At 40.1% G+C, this 16,935-nt stretch carries 14 protein-coding genes; 4 read left to right on the top strand and 10 right to left on the bottom strand.

Annotated features, from left to right (window positions below; genetic code table 11):
- Positions 1–41: 41 nt before the first annotated feature.
- Genes O3629_RS05695 through O3629_RS05685 form a run of 3 tightly spaced genes read right to left on the bottom strand, consistent with a single transcriptional unit; the run spans position 42 to position 2,236 of the window.
- Entirely contained in the window at positions 42–731 is a 690-nt protein-coding gene (locus O3629_RS05695) for a hypothetical protein (RefSeq protein WP_371608866.1), read from the bottom strand.
- Positions 712–1,524, bottom strand: a complete 813-nt coding sequence (locus O3629_RS05690; RefSeq protein WP_247913468.1) for a hypothetical protein — start codon at positions 1,522–1,524, stop codon at positions 712–714. The genes O3629_RS05695 and O3629_RS05690 overlap by 20 nt, the downstream gene beginning before the upstream one ends.
- A gap of 1 nt (position 1,525) precedes the next feature.
- Positions 1,526–2,236 carry an ABC transporter ATP-binding protein gene (locus O3629_RS05685; protein WP_247913467.1) on the bottom strand — a complete coding sequence of 237 codons (711 nt, stop codon included), beginning with the start codon at positions 2,234–2,236 and terminating at the stop codon, positions 1,526–1,528.
- Between the two features lie 158 nt (positions 2,237–2,394).
- On the opposite strand from O3629_RS05685, the gene O3629_RS05680 reads away from it, so the two are divergent.
- Together O3629_RS05680 and O3629_RS05675 are read left to right on the top strand one after the other, a co-directional pair.
- Positions 2,395–3,066, top strand: coding sequence for a response regulator transcription factor (locus O3629_RS05680; RefSeq protein WP_371608865.1), 672 nt, complete (start codon positions 2,395–2,397; stop codon positions 3,064–3,066).
- Positions 3,051–4,124 (top strand): sensor histidine kinase, encoded by a 1,074-nt coding sequence (locus tag O3629_RS05675; RefSeq protein WP_371608864.1) that lies wholly within the window; start codon positions 3,051–3,053, stop codon positions 4,122–4,124. Before O3629_RS05680 ends, O3629_RS05675 begins: the two co-directional genes overlap by 16 nt.
- Before the next feature lie 118 nt (positions 4,125–4,242).
- Here the strand turns inward: O3629_RS05675 and O3629_RS05670 are convergent, their stop codons facing one another.
- Entirely contained in the window at positions 4,243–5,181 is a 939-nt protein-coding gene (locus tag O3629_RS05670; RefSeq protein ID WP_371608863.1) for a CPBP family intramembrane glutamic endopeptidase, read from the bottom strand.
- 262 nt (positions 5,182–5,443) lie between these two features.
- Between O3629_RS05670 and O3629_RS05665 the strand changes: the two genes are divergently transcribed.
- Together O3629_RS05665 and O3629_RS05660 are read left to right on the top strand one after the other, a co-directional pair.
- A complete protein-coding gene (locus O3629_RS05665) occupies positions 5,444–7,627 on the top strand; it encodes an amino acid ABC transporter substrate-binding protein/permease (protein ID WP_371608862.1) in 2,184 nt (727 codons plus the stop codon).
- Positions 7,627–8,367: an amino acid ABC transporter ATP-binding protein gene (locus O3629_RS05660; protein ID WP_371608861.1), complete on the top strand. Its 741-nt coding sequence runs from the start codon at positions 7,627–7,629 to the stop codon at positions 8,365–8,367. The genes O3629_RS05665 and O3629_RS05660 overlap by 1 nt, the downstream gene beginning before the upstream one ends.
- 242 nt (positions 8,368–8,609) lie before the next feature.
- Here the strand turns inward: O3629_RS05660 and O3629_RS05655 are convergent, their stop codons facing one another.
- The 6 genes from O3629_RS05655 to O3629_RS05630 all read right to left on the bottom strand — a co-directional run bounded on the left by O3629_RS05655 (position 8,610) and on the right by O3629_RS05630 (position 16,929).
- Positions 8,610–10,352 carry an ABC transporter ATP-binding protein gene (locus O3629_RS05655; RefSeq protein WP_371608860.1) on the bottom strand — a complete coding sequence of 581 codons (1,743 nt, stop codon included), beginning with the start codon at positions 10,350–10,352 and terminating at the stop codon, positions 8,610–8,612.
- On the bottom strand, positions 10,349–12,076 hold the full coding sequence (locus O3629_RS05650; protein ID WP_371608859.1) for an ABC transporter ATP-binding protein: 1,728 nt from the start codon (positions 12,074–12,076) through the stop codon (positions 10,349–10,351). The genes O3629_RS05655 and O3629_RS05650 overlap by 4 nt, the downstream gene beginning before the upstream one ends.
- Positions 12,077–12,192: 116 nt before the next feature.
- Complete coding sequence (locus O3629_RS05645) at positions 12,193–13,392, bottom strand: MFS transporter (protein WP_371608858.1); 1,200 nt, start codon at positions 13,390–13,392, stop codon at positions 12,193–12,195.
- A 78-nt stretch (positions 13,393–13,470) separates the two neighbouring features.
- Complete coding sequence (locus tag O3629_RS05640; RefSeq protein ID WP_049471721.1) at positions 13,471–14,187, bottom strand: DUF1003 domain-containing protein; 717 nt, start codon at positions 14,185–14,187, stop codon at positions 13,471–13,473.
- 68 nt (positions 14,188–14,255) lie between these two features.
- Positions 14,256–15,602: an asparagine--tRNA ligase gene (gene asnS, locus O3629_RS05635; RefSeq protein WP_003007581.1), complete on the bottom strand. Its 1,347-nt coding sequence runs from the start codon at positions 15,600–15,602 to the stop codon at positions 14,256–14,258.
- A gap of 148 nt (positions 15,603–15,750) precedes the next feature.
- A complete protein-coding gene (locus O3629_RS05630; protein WP_371608857.1) occupies positions 15,751–16,929 on the bottom strand; it encodes a pyridoxal phosphate-dependent aminotransferase in 1,179 nt (392 codons plus the stop codon).
- Between the last annotated feature and the right edge of the window lie 6 nt (positions 16,930–16,935).

Genomic DNA, 16,935 nt, shown 5'->3' with positions numbered 1-16,935 from the left:
CAAAATTAGAAAAGTTTGCTCATCAGTATCATTTTTATTTACTACTTAACTTCTTGATTCCTTACCAAGAAGTAGAGAGTTGCTCCAAGTGAACATACAAATCCAATAACGTAAATACAGAGTTGCAGATTGGAAGCTCTCCCTAACATTGTATCTGCAACAATATTATAAAATAGGTAACTAGTCAATGGTTCCACTACTCTTTCTATGAATGGTTGTACTAAAATAGGAAATAGCAATAAAATAGCTAAACTCCCCATTGGACTTTTGAAAAAATAACTTAAAAAGTAAGAAATCAAAAAGTATTGGATGGAGCCAATCAAATAGAAGCTGAAAATTTCTAAACTGACACCATTTTCGCTACTAAAAAAATGAAACCATATAAGCAATACAATGAAATACAAGGTTGATTGTAGTACTACATCACATAACTCTACGAACAGGATCCTAATTGAACTTAAGATCCTTTTTCCACTTACCAAATAAACTAGTTTTGTTTCGTGTGATTGTAACTCAACAAATGCATTAACACACCCAATACTAACAGAGAGCATTGATGCAAAAACAAGAGCTTGCTTTATCGATAATTGTACAACAGTATCATTGATTGAAACTGGTAAAACACCTAAGAGACACACAAAACCTATCAAAAGTGACTGTATAGCTATCTGGTACTTTACGGGTTTTAAACTATATTTTTTGACGATAAGACTAAAAAATATTCTTGCCATTCTTCCTCCTTATTCGAATCATTTCTACAAGCATTATGAATACCAAGAACAAGATTCCTTCTACTACTAAAAGTGTAAATCCATATAATTGGCTCGTTTGAGTCCCTTCAATTCGGCCAAAAGCAAATGACTTTGCTCCAATCAAAGGCAATAGATTTTCAATTTTAGAGGAAATTCCTCTTAAAATACCTGATAAAGTGATTACCAATAATAAAACATCTGCAATTAATGAAGTCATTGATTTTTTCGTTACTATTACGAAAAGTAAAGCTAATAAAGTAAGAACAATTGCAAATATCATAACTCTTACCGTAACATCTAAGAACAATGTAAATTCTAAATAATTCTTTAAAGTTGAATCTAGAAAAATGAGTAAGATAATAGCATTTACTATAGAAAATATCAAAGTAGCAAGTAACGATAAGACAATCGAACTTGCAATAAACCCAGTAAGACGAACTTTCCAGTTTGGGATCAATAACTGAGTAAAATTATCATCACCAAATTGGTAATTGGTTGAATAAACAAGTGAAACTAAGATTGGTAAGAAAATAACACTTGCTTGGTAGGGTGAGGATAAGAGAGCATCTCTGACTGTATAGACTGGATTCGATGATAGCATAGATGGATCAAGGTTAACCGCCTGTCCATTTCCTTCTACTAAAGCATTTATCACCTGGATATTTTGAATTGAAAAAAAAATGCTGACTCCCAAAATAAGAAAAAAAGTGAATTTAAAAGTAGGTAAACTACAATATTTATAGAGGTCACTAAAAAAGGAACGTTTCAACATCTTATTCACCTTCTTTCCCTTCGAGTGCCATAAAATATGCATCCTCAAAAGATCCAAACTGTTTCAAAATGTCTTTGGTAGGAGCATCAATAACAATCTTCCCATTAGAAATCCCAACCAAATGATCTACAGTTAATTCTAACTCACTCATATAATGACTTGTCATTAATACAGTCTTACCTTCATTGACAAAAGACTGCAAAAAATTGCGTACCCAGCGTATTCCTTCTGGATCTAGTCCATTGATTGGTTCATCTAAAATTAAGATGTCAGGATTTGCTAATAAGGCTGTTGCTAAACCAAGACGTTGCTTCATTCCTAATGAATAGTCTTTTACTTTTTTATTTTTAGCTTCACTTAACCCCACCAACTCTAAACATTCGTTGCACCTATTTTTGTCAACACCACAAGCCAAGCCAATCCACCGAAGATGCTGGAATCCTGTTCTTGTTGGGTAAGGTTGGCAACTATCGAGGAATGATCCAACAATACAAAAAGGATTATCTCCCAATTGAGAGTATTTTTTCCCGTCGATCAACGCCATTCCCATTTGACTATTTTCTAAACCAAGTAAAATTCTAATTAAAGTTGATTTTCCAGATCCATTCGGTCCAATCAATCCAGTAATCTCACCTTTCTTGGCTTTGAAAGACACGTTTTGAAGGACAATTTTATTATTATATTCCTTATGTAGCTTTTGAATTGTTATCATTCATTCTTTTTCCCTTCTGACTTTTAGTGAAATTCCACCTTCACTTGGAGCAAGTATAACAGGAGAAAATCAGGAAATTCTCAGAATAATTATTTTTTTTATTTTCAACAAATTACATTCTATATTTGCTATAATATGCTCATATAATTGGAGGTACTATGAAGTATAAAATTTTAGCCATTGACGATGATGAAAAAATCTTACGATTATTAGGGAATGCATTAGAAGCAAACAACTTTCACGTGGAAACTCGTAAAAACATAGAGGAGATCAATATCTGTGACTTTACTGGATTTGATCTAATTTTACTTGACGTCATGATGCCTATTTCTGGTTTAGAAATTTGTCGTTCCATTCGTCCACAAATTGCTACTCCAATCTTATTTCTAACCGCTAAAGATTTTGAAGAAGATTTACTAAAAGGAATACAAGCCGGAGCCGATGATTACATCACAAAACCATTCAGCATTAAAGAATTGATTGCAAGAATTCAAATGCATCTTCGTAGAGAAGAAAGATCTCACCCTGCCTCTAAAGAAGAAATGAATTCAGATATTACTTTTTATCGAGATCGTCAAGAAGTTTATTATCAATCAAAGAGAATATCACTAACTAAGCGAGAGTTTGATTTACTTTATCTTTTAGCTAAAAATGAAAACCGAATATTTAGCGTAGAGGAACTTTACGATTACCTCTATCCTGTAAGCTCTGATGCTCAACTACGGTCAATCACCGAATACATCTATCAAATTAGACAAAAATTTAAAACTCATCAAATTGATCCAATCAAAACAGTATGGGGAGGAGGATACAAATGGAAAAAGAATTGACGATCAAGCAACTCATTAAGCGTACCTACCTTAAAATCATTTGGCAATTTCTTCTATGTCTTATACTTTTTTACATACTCCCCGCTCTTCTATCTTCTGTATCTGGAATCAATGAGAAAAATGCCAATCGCTTTGCTTTATTTTTTAGCGTCAGTTCTTGGATTTATCTTTGCATCATTTTAATTGTTATCATTGTAATAAATATTAGACAGTTATTAACCAAGATTCAAAAAGAAATGAACATGGTTTATCATAGTGGTCTATATTTCACCAAAAATGAACATCACCATTTGCAGATTAAAGAATTCATTGAAACAAACGATCTGATCGAAAAAATGCAATCTGATATAAAAAATAGGATTGAAAATGAAAAAGATCAAAAAAAAGAACTCATGTTTCAAGTATCTAGCGCTGCACATGATCTTCGTAGCCCTCTAACTGTCATCAGAGGAAATGCTGAATTCTTACAATCCACCGAGCAAACCCCTCAAACAATGGAATGTCTAAAAGATCTTGAGCAAGCAAGTATTCAGTTAAACGATTATTTTAACCACTTCATCCAATACTCCAAAACCTTTTACGACCATGATATTCAACTTGAAAAGATATCAATTAAACAAGTAACTCATCAATTGAAAGAACACATCTCACCTTTACTCCCCAGAAATACACATTTTATTTTTACAAACACAGTAACTCCATCAACACAAATTGCAATTCATTCCAATCTATTTTTCCGAGCAATCACAAATATCATTAATAATGCAATACAACATCAAAAAGAAAATGATGCAAAGATCCAGCTAACAATGTCACAAGAAAATGGTCAATTAGTTCTAACTATATGGAATAATCAATCTAGTTTTTCAAAAAATATACTACAACATGCCGGAAATCTTTTCTATAAAGATGACCAAGCAAGAACACCCTCTCAAGAAAGTCACTATGGACTTGGTTTATCTTTTGTGAAACGCGTCATGAAACTCCATAATGGAACGATGCATTTAGAAAATATTAATCATGGTGCACAAGTCAAGCTAATTATTCCCATTATATAAAATAAGCCGAACTCATCAATATGTGTTCGGCTTTCCTTCATTTTTAATTTATAAAAAAGACCGGCATTTTGCCTGTCTTCGTATTTATCATTATTTCCTATCAGCCATTTCACACTTATTACTCAACAGCTCTTTCATTTCTTTCCCCTAAGCGGTAAACAATCAGGACGGATAATAGAAGAACCAGAGTTGTGATGATCGATCCTTCCGCTCCAAATTCCCCTCCGGTCAGCCAGTCAGGTCCTGATCCCATGGTAAAGCTGAAGATAGAGGCATCTGCCCCCGTCCCACTGACTTGAAAACCAAGGAGATTTCCTTGTACATAGTTCCAGGTCCCGTGCTGAGCGACCACTAGCCAGATACTATCGGTATAGATAAAAAGCAGACCAGCTAGCACCCCATCAAGGATGATATTCAGAACGGATAAGAAGGTCACTCCTGCATTACCCATATGCAGAATGCCAAAGAGACTACTAGAAATCAAGATCGCTAAGGGTAGATTGGCTCTTGCAGCAATCCGAGTTAGGAGCCAACCCCGCGTCGCTACTTCTTCTGTACCACCTTGAAGGAGCCAAAATGGGAATAAGCCTAGAATAAAAAGAATGGGTTCTAAACTTAATTCATTCAACTCAAAAGTCCCGATTCCCCCAACCTGGTAGACAAGGGCAATCACACCCATTTGAAGAAGGGAAAGCAAAATCCCCCAACCTAGATACTTGAGCCAGTTCTTTTTTATAAAACCTAAAGTCGATAAGGGATTCTTCTCTATTACTTTCACCCAAAAAATAAAGAGTAACAAAATAAATACGAAACTGAAGAGCTGATAATAGAGAATGTAATGGTAGAAAAACTCTTGAATACTTGCAACCCCATTTCCTGGTGAGAAGAACTCTGTTAGAGTACCTATTGCAATGGAAAATGGTCCCACCAATTCACTACTGAGCCATAGTCCTCCTTCTATAAAGAAGGAAGCTAAAAACACGTAGAATAGTGTACAAACGAAAACTGGCACAGAAGCTTTCGTTTTGATACCTTGAATGATCATCCCTTTCTTCATCTAGTAACCTCCATTAATCTGATAGGTCCATTGTAGCAAAGAAAATCCAGACCTGCAACACCACTTCATGTCAGAAAACCTAACATCGAAAGTTGATTTTTCTTGCTGAACTGATACTTTTCTGATATAATAGCTTTTATAGAAAAACATAAGATCATTCATACTCTATTTGGTATGAATGTTTTGTTTTTTCAGGCCATCCTTTGGTCAATGCACTCATGGGTCAAACACCCAAAGAGAAATGAAGAAAAAGGAGACAGAAATGAAGAAAAAATTACTAGCCTATTTGCTTTTCTTATTTCCACTGGTAGCATTCGCTGGTCATGCTCATGCTGAGACGATCAAGGTCGTTTTCGACACAGCTTATGCTCCGTTTGAATTTAAAGATTCAGATCAAACCTATAAAGGAATTGACGTAGAAATCTTGGACAAGGTCGCTGAAATCAATGGCTGGGATTTAGATAAATCCTTCCCTGGATTTGATGCAGCAGTTAATGCTGTCCAAGCTGGTCAAGCGGATGCCATTATGGCCGGAATGACCAAAACAACTGAACGTGAAAAAGTCTTCACCATGTCTGATACTTACTACGATACAAAGGTTGTCATTGCAACTACAAAAGCCGACAAAATCACGAAGTACAGCCAATTGAAAGGGAAGACCGTCGGTGTCAAAAACGGTACTGCAGCCCAACGCTTCCTCGATAAAAACAAGGACAAATACGGCTACAAGATCAAGACTTTTGATACGGGTGATCTCATGTACAACAGTTTATCAACTGGTGCAGTGGATGCAGTCATGGATGATCAACCCGTCATTCAATATGCCATCCAAAAGGGTCAGGACCTAGCGATAAATATGGACGGGGAAGCAGTCGGTGGCTTTGCCTTTGGTGTTAAAAAAGGTGGAAATCATGAAAAGTTGATCACTGAATTTAACAAGGCCCTCGCTCAAATGAAAGCTGATGGAACACTTGATGAGATCATCAAAAAATGGACCGGTGAAAGCCAATCAACTGCTAACAGTGCTGTTCCAACAACAACTACTCCTGCTGGACAAAAAGCAACGCCTAAAAAGTCAAAATATGTAATTTCAAGTGACTCATCTTTTGCACCATTCGTTTTCCAGAATGGGAAAAATAAGTATACAGGGATCGATATGGACTTGATCAAGGCCATTGCTAAAGACCAAGGATTTACCATTGAAATTGATAACCCTGGATTTGACGCTGCGGTAAGTGATGTCCAATCTGGTCATGCGCAAGGAATGATCGCAGGGATGACCGTGACCGATGCTCGGAAAGAAACATTTGATTTTTCTGAACCATATTATACTGCTAACTCTATTCTTGCAGTCCAAGAAGATAGCAAGATTGATTCTTACGATGACTTAAAAGGTAAGACGGTCGGTGTTAAAAACGGAACTGCATCGCAGACCTTCCTTGAAAAGAATAAAAATAAATATGGCTACAAGATCAAAACTTTCTCTGACGGAGCTTCTATGTATGATAGTTTGAATTCTGGTTCGGTTGCAGCGATTATGGATGACGAACCCGTCATCAAATACGCTATTAAACAAGGACGTAAATTCAAAACACCTATCGAAGGAACTCCAAGTGGTCAACTAGCATTTGCCGTTAAAAAAGGTGAAAATCCTGAATTGATCGAGATGTTCAATAACGGTCTTGCAAACTTAAAGAAAAATGGCCAATACCAAAAGATTCTCGATAAATATCTTAAGTCAGATAGCAAATCAAGTACTTCAAGTACAGCCGTAGATGAAACAACAATCTGGGGCTTGCTCCAAAACAACTACAAACAATTGCTAAGTGGTTTGGGTGTAACCCTTGCACTTGCACTTCTCTCTTTCGCGATTGCTATGGTGATCGGTGTTATCTTTGGGATGTTTAGTGTTAGTCCTTATAAGTGGCTCCGCTGGACAGCAGAAATCTTTGTCGATGTTATTCGTGGGATCCCACTCATGATCCTTGCAGCCTTCATCTTCTGGGGAATTCCAAACTTGATTGAATCTGTCACAGGTCATCAATCCCCAATCAACGACTTTGTCGCAGGTACCATCGCCCTCTCCCTCAATGCTGCTGCCTATATCGCAGAAATTGTCCGTGGGGGGATCCAAGCTGTACCGATTGGACAGATGGAAGCCAGCCGAAGCCTTGGAATCTCTTATGGTAAGACCATGCGCAAGATCATCTTGCCACAAGCAACCAAACTCATGCTTCCAAACTTTGTTAACCAATTCGTCATTGCCCTGAAAGATACGACTATCGTATCTGCGATCGGATTGGTAGAACTCTTCCAAACTGGTAAGATCATCATTGCCCGAAACTACCAAAGTTTCAAGATGTATGCGATCCTTGCCGTCTTCTACCTCGTGATTATCACCTTGCTAACACGATTTGCAAAACAATTAGAAAAGAGGGCTAACTAATGGCTAAATTAAAAATTGATGTCCATGACCTCCATAAATACTACGGTGAAAATGAGGTCCTAAAAGGAATTTCAACAAAATTCTATGAAGGAGATGTGGTTTGTATTATCGGACCATCCGGTTCTGGTAAATCGACCTTCCTTCGTAGTCTCAATCTTCTCGAAGAAGTAACCAAGGGACAGATTACCGTGAATGGTTATGACCTCACTGATCCTAAAACAAACATTGATATCGTCCGTGAAAATGTCGGGATGGTCTTCCAGCACTTCAACCTCTTCCCTCATATGAGTGTCATTGAAAACATCATGTTTGCGCCAGTAGAGCACAAACTGATGACTCGCGAGGAAGCTCAAAAAGTCGGGATGGAATTGTTGGAAAAAGTTGGTCTCGCAGATAAAGCCGATGCCAATCCAAACAGCCTTTCCGGTGGTCAAAAACAACGTGTGGCTATCGCACGTGGACTTGCCATGAATCCAGATATTATGCTCTTTGACGAACCTACTTCTGCCCTTGACCCTGAGATGGTTGGAGATGTATTGAACGTTATGAAAGAATTGGCAGAGCAAGGCATGACCATGATCATCGTTACCCACGAGATGGGATTTGCTCGACAAGTAGCTAATCGAGTGATCTTCACTGCTGACGGTGAATTCCTCGAAGATGGCAAACCAGATCAAATCTTCGATAACCCCCAACACCCACGTTTGAAAGAATTCTTGGATAAGGTTCTAAACGTTTAAAAATTGTGGTTTTTGAAGCATCTAGCAATTTTGCTAGATGTTTTTTTTTGACGAAAAAAGAGGCTGGGACAAAAGTCCTAGCCTCTCAATTATTTTTGGATTGTCGAGCAAGACGCAGTGGTTGAGTGGGCTCTACTACGCTGATTTTATCAGCTTTTACAGCCCTACTCAACTGTGCGGAGGTGGGATGACGAAATCGAATTCTAACGAATTACCGATTTCTGTCCCACTCTCTTTTCATTCTAACTAATCTGTTGCTGAGCAGTCTGCATCTTGTAGTAAACACCTTGCGCTTCCATTAGCTCTTCATGAGTGCCATGCTCAACAATATCGCCATCCACCATGACAAGGATCATATCGGCATTTTGAATGGTCGACAAGCGGTGAGCAATGATAAAGCTGGTCCGTCCTTTCATGAGTTGATTAAAGGCATCTTGAATCAAGACCTCAGTCCGAGTATCGATGGAGGATGTCGCCTCATCCAAGATCAAAATCTTAGGAACTGAAAGGAAAATCCGCGCAATCGTTAAGAGTTGGCGTTGTCCTTGAGACAAAGACTCTCCAGCATCTGAAAGATAGGTATCGTACCCTTGTGGCAACTGCCGGATAAAGAAATCTGCATTGGCTGCTTTGGCTGCTTCGATGACTTCTTCTCTAGTTGCATCTGGACGAGAAAAGGCGATATTTTCATGAATGGTCCCGACCTTGAGCCAGGTTTCCTGCAGAACCATACCAAACTGTTGGCGGTAAGAAGCACGGGTGTAGTCCGTAATTGGCACCCCATCAATCGTGATCTCTCCAGAATTAACAGGGTAGAAACGCATGAGCAGATTAATTAATGTCGACTTTCCTGCTCCTGTAGGCCCTACAATGGCCACTTTACTGGCGGCTGGAACCTGAATGCTTAGATCTTTAATCAAAGTCCGCCCCAAATCATAGCCAAATGAGACATGCTCAAAACCAATCGCACCTTTGACATCCTGACTTTCCAGAATCTGATGGCCTGTCTCTTCGACCTCAGCTTGATCCAAGACGCTGTACAAGCGCTCTGCGCAGGCAAGGGCACTTTGGAGTTCTGACAAGACAGAGGAGATATCATTAAAAGGCTTGGTGTATTGGTTGACATAATTGAGGAAGGTCACCAATTGACCGACAGTAAAGTGAGATCCCGAAATAATGCGTACAGCACCAAATCCAGCCACTACCGCATAAATCAAGGCATTCACAAAGCGAGTGGCAGGGTTGACAGTTGAAGAATAAAAGACAGCGGATTGGGAATAATTGGCATAGCTTTCATTCGTCCCCTTAAAAGCCTTACGGAATTGATCCTGAGCGCTAAAGGACTGGATCAAGCTTTCCTGGGTCAAAGACTCTTCGATCAATTGAGTTTGAAGACCACGCGCCTTGGTCTGCTTTTGGAAAAGCGTATAAGAACGCTTGGCAATGAAACGAGCAATCAAGAGAGATAATGGAGTCAAGACCAGAACTGCTACCATCATAAAGAAATCCAATTCTGCCATGGTCACGATGGTGACAAGAATGGTTAAGAGGCCAACAAAGAACTGGTTAAAGACCATCAGAAGACCACTATTGAGTTGCTCTACATCGGTCGTGAGGCGACTGACGAAGTCCCCGCTCCCTTGTTTATCTAGATAAGACAAGGGCAATCGGTGTACTTTTTCCATCACCTCTGCTCTTAGGCTTTGGCTAAACCGATAGACCAATTGATTGTAGACAAGAGGATTGATCCATTGGATCAAGGTATTGGCCACAATGACCAGAACCATTTGGATCAAAACGGGCCATAAGACTTTCATCCCTTGAGGATTGATGACTAAATCAACCGCATGTCCGATCAGGATCGGTAGCCAAACCGTTAAGGCCACTTGAACGATGGTTCCGATACTGGCTAGAATCAGGAGCCCGGGATGGTTGGCAAAATCTCTAAACAGACGTTTTACATAACTAGAACGTTTTTGACTCATGCTTCCTCCCTCCCGTGTTGTGAATAATGAATCTCTTGATAAATCTCATTCGTGGACAAGAGGAAATCATGATTCCCCAGTCCTACTTGATGTCCCTTGTTCAAGACTAAAATCTGATCAGCAGACTTGAGACTATTGGTTCGTTGAGATACTAAGATCAAACTCGTATCACTCAATTCTTCTTTAATCGATTTTAAGAGACGAGCTTCCGTCAAATAATCCAAGGCGGAGGTCGAATCATCTAAAATTAAGAAAGGAGCCTTCTTCAAAAGGGCACGCGCAATGGTCAACCGCTGGCGTTGGCCACCTGAGAAATTTCGACCAAAGGCTTCCACTGGCTCATCGAGTTGTCCTTCTTTTTCACGGACAAAATCAGCCGCCTGAGCTGTTTCTAGGGCCCACCACAAATCTTCATCCGATAGATTTTCTTCCATCCCTAGTAAGAGATTCGAGCGGATAGTCCCTCTAAAGAGCTCTGCCTTCTGTGGGACAACAGCTACCCACTCCCGCCACTCCTTGAGAGTTTTAGGAGAGTGACCTTGATGATGGAGGGCTAATTCCCCCTGACTCACGGCATACAAATGACTCAATAACTGAACCAGAGTAGACTTCCCAGATCCTGTACCACCGATAATTCCCAACATCTGTCCATGATCCAGATCAAAGGAAATATTTTCTAGAGCTGGGCTTGAAGCCGTTGGATAAGTGAAAGAAACTTTCTCTGCGCTGATCGCTTCTTGCTCTCTTGCAGTTTTTACTGGCAAAGCTTCTAGGAGGTCTTCTTCCTTCAAATCGAAAATCTCTTGGACACGCTTGGCTGAAATATAGCTGACATTTAAAGACGTGACCAGCATCGCCAGTTTGATCAATTCTGTTAAAATTTGTAATAAATAATTGACCAAAGCGACCAACATCCCTTGGGTTAAAAGACCAGCAGAGATATTCAATTGTCCTTGCCAAATGACACAAATCAAGGTCGTATTGACCACAAGGAAGGTCAAGGGACTCACCAAACTAGACCAGATACCAGCACGAATTTGCCAGATCTTATAGTCTTGATTGACTTCTTTAAATTCGTCCAATTCACTCACTTGCTGTCCAAAGGCTCGAATCACCCGCATCCCTTGAAATTGCTGACGCGTCACCGTAACCATCCGGTCTGTGATTTTCCGAATCTTAGCAAAGAGCGGATTGACAATCCGTGACATGATCACAATAATCAGGGTTAAAATCGCCACCATCCCCAAGAACCAAAGGGTTAGTTTAGGACTGATGGTGAAAGCCATGATGATAGAACCAAAGACAATAATCGGTGCCCTCAAAAAGAGGCGCAAGAATTGGTTGATCCCAACCTGGATTTGATAGGTATCAGAAGTGAGACGAGTTACCAAACTAGAAGTACCGATCCTATCGCGCTTGTCCTTTGGAAGTGATAAGATCTTCTCATACAAATCCTTGGTCATCTCGCGGGTAAAACCGACAGCTGCCTTAGAAGAAAAATACTGGGCCGTAATAGCTACGACAACACCAAAGCTCGCAAATAAAAACAAAACACCAACCGTCATCACCACTGCGCTCGTTTCCTTTTTCGGAATGACCTGATCGACTAAGTGGGCGATGATTAAGGGGACACACAATTCAAAAATAGCTTCTAAAAGTTTAAACACGGGCCCTAGAAACGTTTCCCATAGATAGCCCTTAAAATACTTCAATAATGATTTCATACGACTCGATTCTTTTTTTAATGGATATACATATTTTACCACAAATTCTTAAGATGAAAAAACTCCCCCTACAGAGCAGAGAGAGTTGAATACTGACCAGATGAAGGTCAGAAATCTTATTCCTTCTTTGTTACCTTGCTTAAGGTCTTACCCATTTTCCCCAATCCAATCAGTAGTAGTGGGAAAGAAAATAGTGTTATAAGGCCTAATACAAGAAAGACTGCTACAAAGCCACAGCTATCAATGAACCAACCAGTCAGTGGGAAAATGACAATCATAGATAGACTAAACATCATCGAATTGATACTCAGCATGGTTGCTCGCACACTGGATGGCAGATATGCTTGTAAATCATTGTAGTAGATGGGTTGGTAAACGGCATAAAGAGCATTGGTCAAGAGATAGACACACAGATAGGCGAATGGAGTCTTTACACCTACCAAAAACAAGGCCAACCCAGTCAGTGCAACCAGAATCGGAAAGACTTGATTACTATTCCATTTTTTCCCGATTTGACTGGCCAGATAAACCGCCAGGAGATTGAATCCACTACCAATTAACATGATAAGCGAAACTTGCCAACTGGCTAAGTCACTAATTTTCTGTTGGTAGTAAAAATAAAACATACACATGATGGTCCCTACCAACTGATAGGTGAGCATCCAGTAAAACAAGACTGGTTTGTCCTGCCATTCTTGTTTCACTACCTCCAATATCCGCTTTAAGGTCAAGTGACTTCGTTCATCACTCTTGCTCTCTGGCTCCTTCATGAGAAAAATCAAGAGTATGGAAAGCAAGGAAAGGCCAATGGAAATATAGTAGGTCCAAGCCAATGCTCCGTGAATAAAGAAGCCTGCCACGACTGTACCTAACGTTCGGGTGACTTCGGCCACACCAGACAAGAAGCTAGAAATCTGAAGATAACGGTCTTTTTGACCTGCTTCTACCGCTGAATCAAATAAGAAAGCTGTACTAGTCCCCGAGTCAAAATTATAAGACCAAGCATTGACCATCATAGCAATCGCATAGATCCAAAAGTTCCCCTGACCAAATAAAATCAAGATAGAAGATCCAATACTGGACAAGCGAGCCAAATAGAGATTGGTCTTGTAGCTAAAGCGATCGGCTAACATACCAGATGGGATCTCACACAAGAGACTCGTCCCATGAAAGATACTCTCTAATAAACCAATCTGAAGCAAAGAAAGACCATTTTGAATAAAAAAGAGAATCCAAAAACTGGTGATTCCAAAATAAGATGTAAATTCCAAACCTGCTAGGAGTGAAATATTGCGTTTGTAAGTTCTTTTAAACATTGTTTTTCCTCTTTCAATAGATTATATAAGTGTTTCTAAAAGACTTACTTAGATTTGCCTACATTTTCTCCACCTCCTTCATTTTTCTTGATTCATTTCTTGACGCAGCTGGGCCACTTGATTAGACAAGGACACCAACAATTCGGTTTGCAACTTTTGAATTTCCAGTAAATCCGTCTGGTCTTGTTGCACCATATGATCAATCTTCGTATGAAGCAAGCGAATTTCTCGTTCCGACTCCATATTAACGTTAAAGTCATTTCGCGCTTGCAGGCGATCATAATCTGCTGCCCTGTTTTGACTCATCATGATCAAAGGAGCTTGAATCGCCGCAATCGTAGAAAGTGCTAGATTGAGCAAGATGAAAGGATAAGGATCAAAATTCCAGCCAAAAGGATGCAGGACATTGATCAGCATCCAAATAGCCATCATCAGGATAAAACTAATGATAAAAGTCCATGAACCACCAAAGCGCGCAACAGAATCAGCCACCCGCTGACCGAAGGTATAGCTGGCTGTCAAGCGGTCTTCAACGTTAAAGGGACGCTCGCTTTCAGGCATGACACCTGTCACCTGCTGTTTAATGGCTTCGTTTTTATCATTGGCACGCTCAATAATCTGTCCAAGATAATCCATACAATATTGGCTCAAATTTTTATACGTGATAAAATCATCCATTTGACTTTCAGGATAGGAAGTCTTGAGCATCTGTTGAATGGAATGGTCTAGATCTGCGATCAAAGACCCCTGACCATCCTCGTATTCTTTCCCATCAATGATGTCTATTTTCAGCATTGAAATTCCTTTCATAGTTTTTTGAAGCAGATAAAAGTGAAAAACGCCTAATGGCGTTTTTACGTCTATTAAGGTTTGATACGATGCAACATACGTGGGAATGGAATAGCTTCACGGATGTGTTTAGTACCAGCCGCGAAGGTAACCATCCGTTCAATCCCAATACCAAATCCACCGTGTGGAACTGTACCGTATTTACGAAGGTCAAGGTAGAATTCATACTCTGTACGATCCATGCCAAGTTCATCCATTTTTGCAACAAGGGCATCGTAGTCTTCCTCACGCATAGAGCCACCGATGATTTCTCCATAGCCTTCAGGAGCAAGCAAGTCTGCACAAAGCACGCGCTCTGGATTTCCAGGAACTGGTTTCATGTAGAAGGCCTTGATAGCTGCTGGGTAGTTCATGACAAATGTTGGCACACCAAAGTGGTTTGAAATCCAAGTCTCATGTGGTGAACCGAAGTCATCACCATGTTCCAAATGCTCGTAATCCGCATCTTCATCGTTTTCATGCTCTTGCAAGAGATCAATCGCTTCATCATAAGTGATCCGTTTGAATGGCTCTGCAATGTAGCGTTTCAAGAGCTCCGTATCACGCTCCAATGTTTCCAAGGCTTGAGGAGCACGGTCCAAAACACCTTGTAGAAGAGCTTTGACATAAGCTTCTTGCAAGTCAAGTGATTCATCGTGTGTCAAGTAAGAGTACTCAGCGTCCATCATCCAGAACTCAGTCAAGTGACGGCGAGTCTTAGATTTTTCAGCACGGAATACTGGTCCAAAGTCAAAGACGCGACCAAGGGCCATAGCACCAGCTTCCAGATAAAGCTGACCTGATTGACTCAAATAGGCTGGTGTTCCAAAGTAGTCTGTTTCGAAAAGTTCTGTAGAATCTTCTGCAGCATTTCCTGAAAGAATTGGGCTATCAAACTTCATGAAGCCATTCTTATCAAAGAACTCATAAGTTGCATAGATAATGGCATTACGGATTTGCATAACGGCAACTTGTTTGCGTGAACGCAACCACAAGTGGCGGTTGTCCATCAAGAAGTCTGTCCCGTGTTCTTTAGGAGTGATTGGGTAATCTTGAGATTCACCGATCACTTCGATGTCTGTAATATCCAATTCGTAACCAAATTTAGAACGCTCGTCTTCTTTGACAATACCAGTCACAAACACTGATGTTTCTTGGCTCAAGCGTTTGATGGTATCAAATTTTTCAAGCCCCACTTCTTCGCCGAATTTTTCGATAAAGTTTGGTTTAAAAGCCACACCTTGGAAAAAGGCAGTCCCGTCACGCAATTGCAAGAAAGCAATTTTTCCTTTACCTGATTTGTTGGCCACCCAAGCACCGATGGTCACTTCTTGACCAACATAGTCTTTTACTTCGATGATAGTAATCCGTTTTGTCATCATTCATCTTCCTTTTCTCGTTAAACTTGTCCGAAGACATTATCTTCTTAATTGTATCATAAAAAGGCTTTCAGTGCTAGGTTCTACCTGTGAAAACCAGATTTTTTTTAAAGAAAAAGATCCTCAGCTCATTACTAAGGATCTTGCATTTTTATTTTTCCATAAAGGCCTTGAGGCGGCGAACAGCTTCTTTCAGGGTATCCAAATCTGTCGCATAAGACAAGCGAACATTTTCAGGAGCACCAAAGCCAGCTCCCGTTACTAAAGCAACCTCTGCTTCTTCTAAAATTGCTGTGGTAAATTCCGTCACATCTGTATACCCCTTCATCTCCATGGCCTTCTTGACATTTGGGAAGAGATAGAAGGCTCCTTGAGGTTTGATAGCTTTAAAACCAGGTACTTCATTTAACAAAGGATAAATGGTATTCAAGCGCTCTTCAAAAGCTTGACGCATGATCTCAATAGAAGATTGGTCTCCTGTGAGGGCTTCGATTGCGGCATATTGGGAAACGGTTGTTAAGTTGGAAGTTGTTTGGCTGATCACCTTGGCCATAGCTCCGATAATCTCTGGATCACCCACTGCAAAACCAACCCGCCAACCAGTCATAGCATAGGTTTTAGAAACTCCGTTGATCACGATAGTTTGCTTGCGAATCGCTTCTGATAAGCTAGAAATGGGCGTAAAGGTGTTGCCATTGTAAACCAATCGACCATAGATATCGTCTGCCAAAATCAAGATATCATGCTCGACAGCCCAATTTCCGATTGCTTCGAGTTCTTCTTTACTGTAGATCATTCCTGTTGGATTGGATGGCGAATTCAGCAAGACAACCTTGGTCTTGTCTGTCCGTGCTGCTTCCAGTTGCTCTACCGTTGCCTTGAAGTGATTTTCTTCTGTTGTTTGGAAAGTAACAGGTGTGCCTTCAACCATCTTAACCTGGTCTACATAAGAAACCCAGCAAGGGGTTGGAATGATGACTTCATCACCTGGATTGATGACAGAAGTAAAGAAGGCATAGAGGATAAACTTGGCACCAGTACCGACCACAACCTCATTTCGGTTCACTGCATAGCCATAAAACTCTTTCATATAGTCGCTAATGGCATCCTTCAATTCTGGAAGTCCAGATGCGACCGTATAAAAGCTGGCACGACCATCCTCAATGGATGCGACTGCTGCTTCTTGAATATTTTTGGGAGTCGCAAAGTCAGGTTGACCCAGGGTCAAACTTAAGATATCACGACCTTCTGCCGCCAAAGCTTTAGCACGCGCATTTGCAGCCAAGGTCACACTTTCTTCCATTTCCAATACACGATTTGATAATTTCATATTTCC

Source organism: Streptococcus sp. 27098_8_12, assembly GCF_041432115.1.
GTDB lineage: Bacteria > Bacillota > Bacilli > Lactobacillales > Streptococcaceae > Streptococcus > Streptococcus parasanguinis_V.
This window is presented reverse-complemented; position numbering and strand designations above follow the sequence as displayed.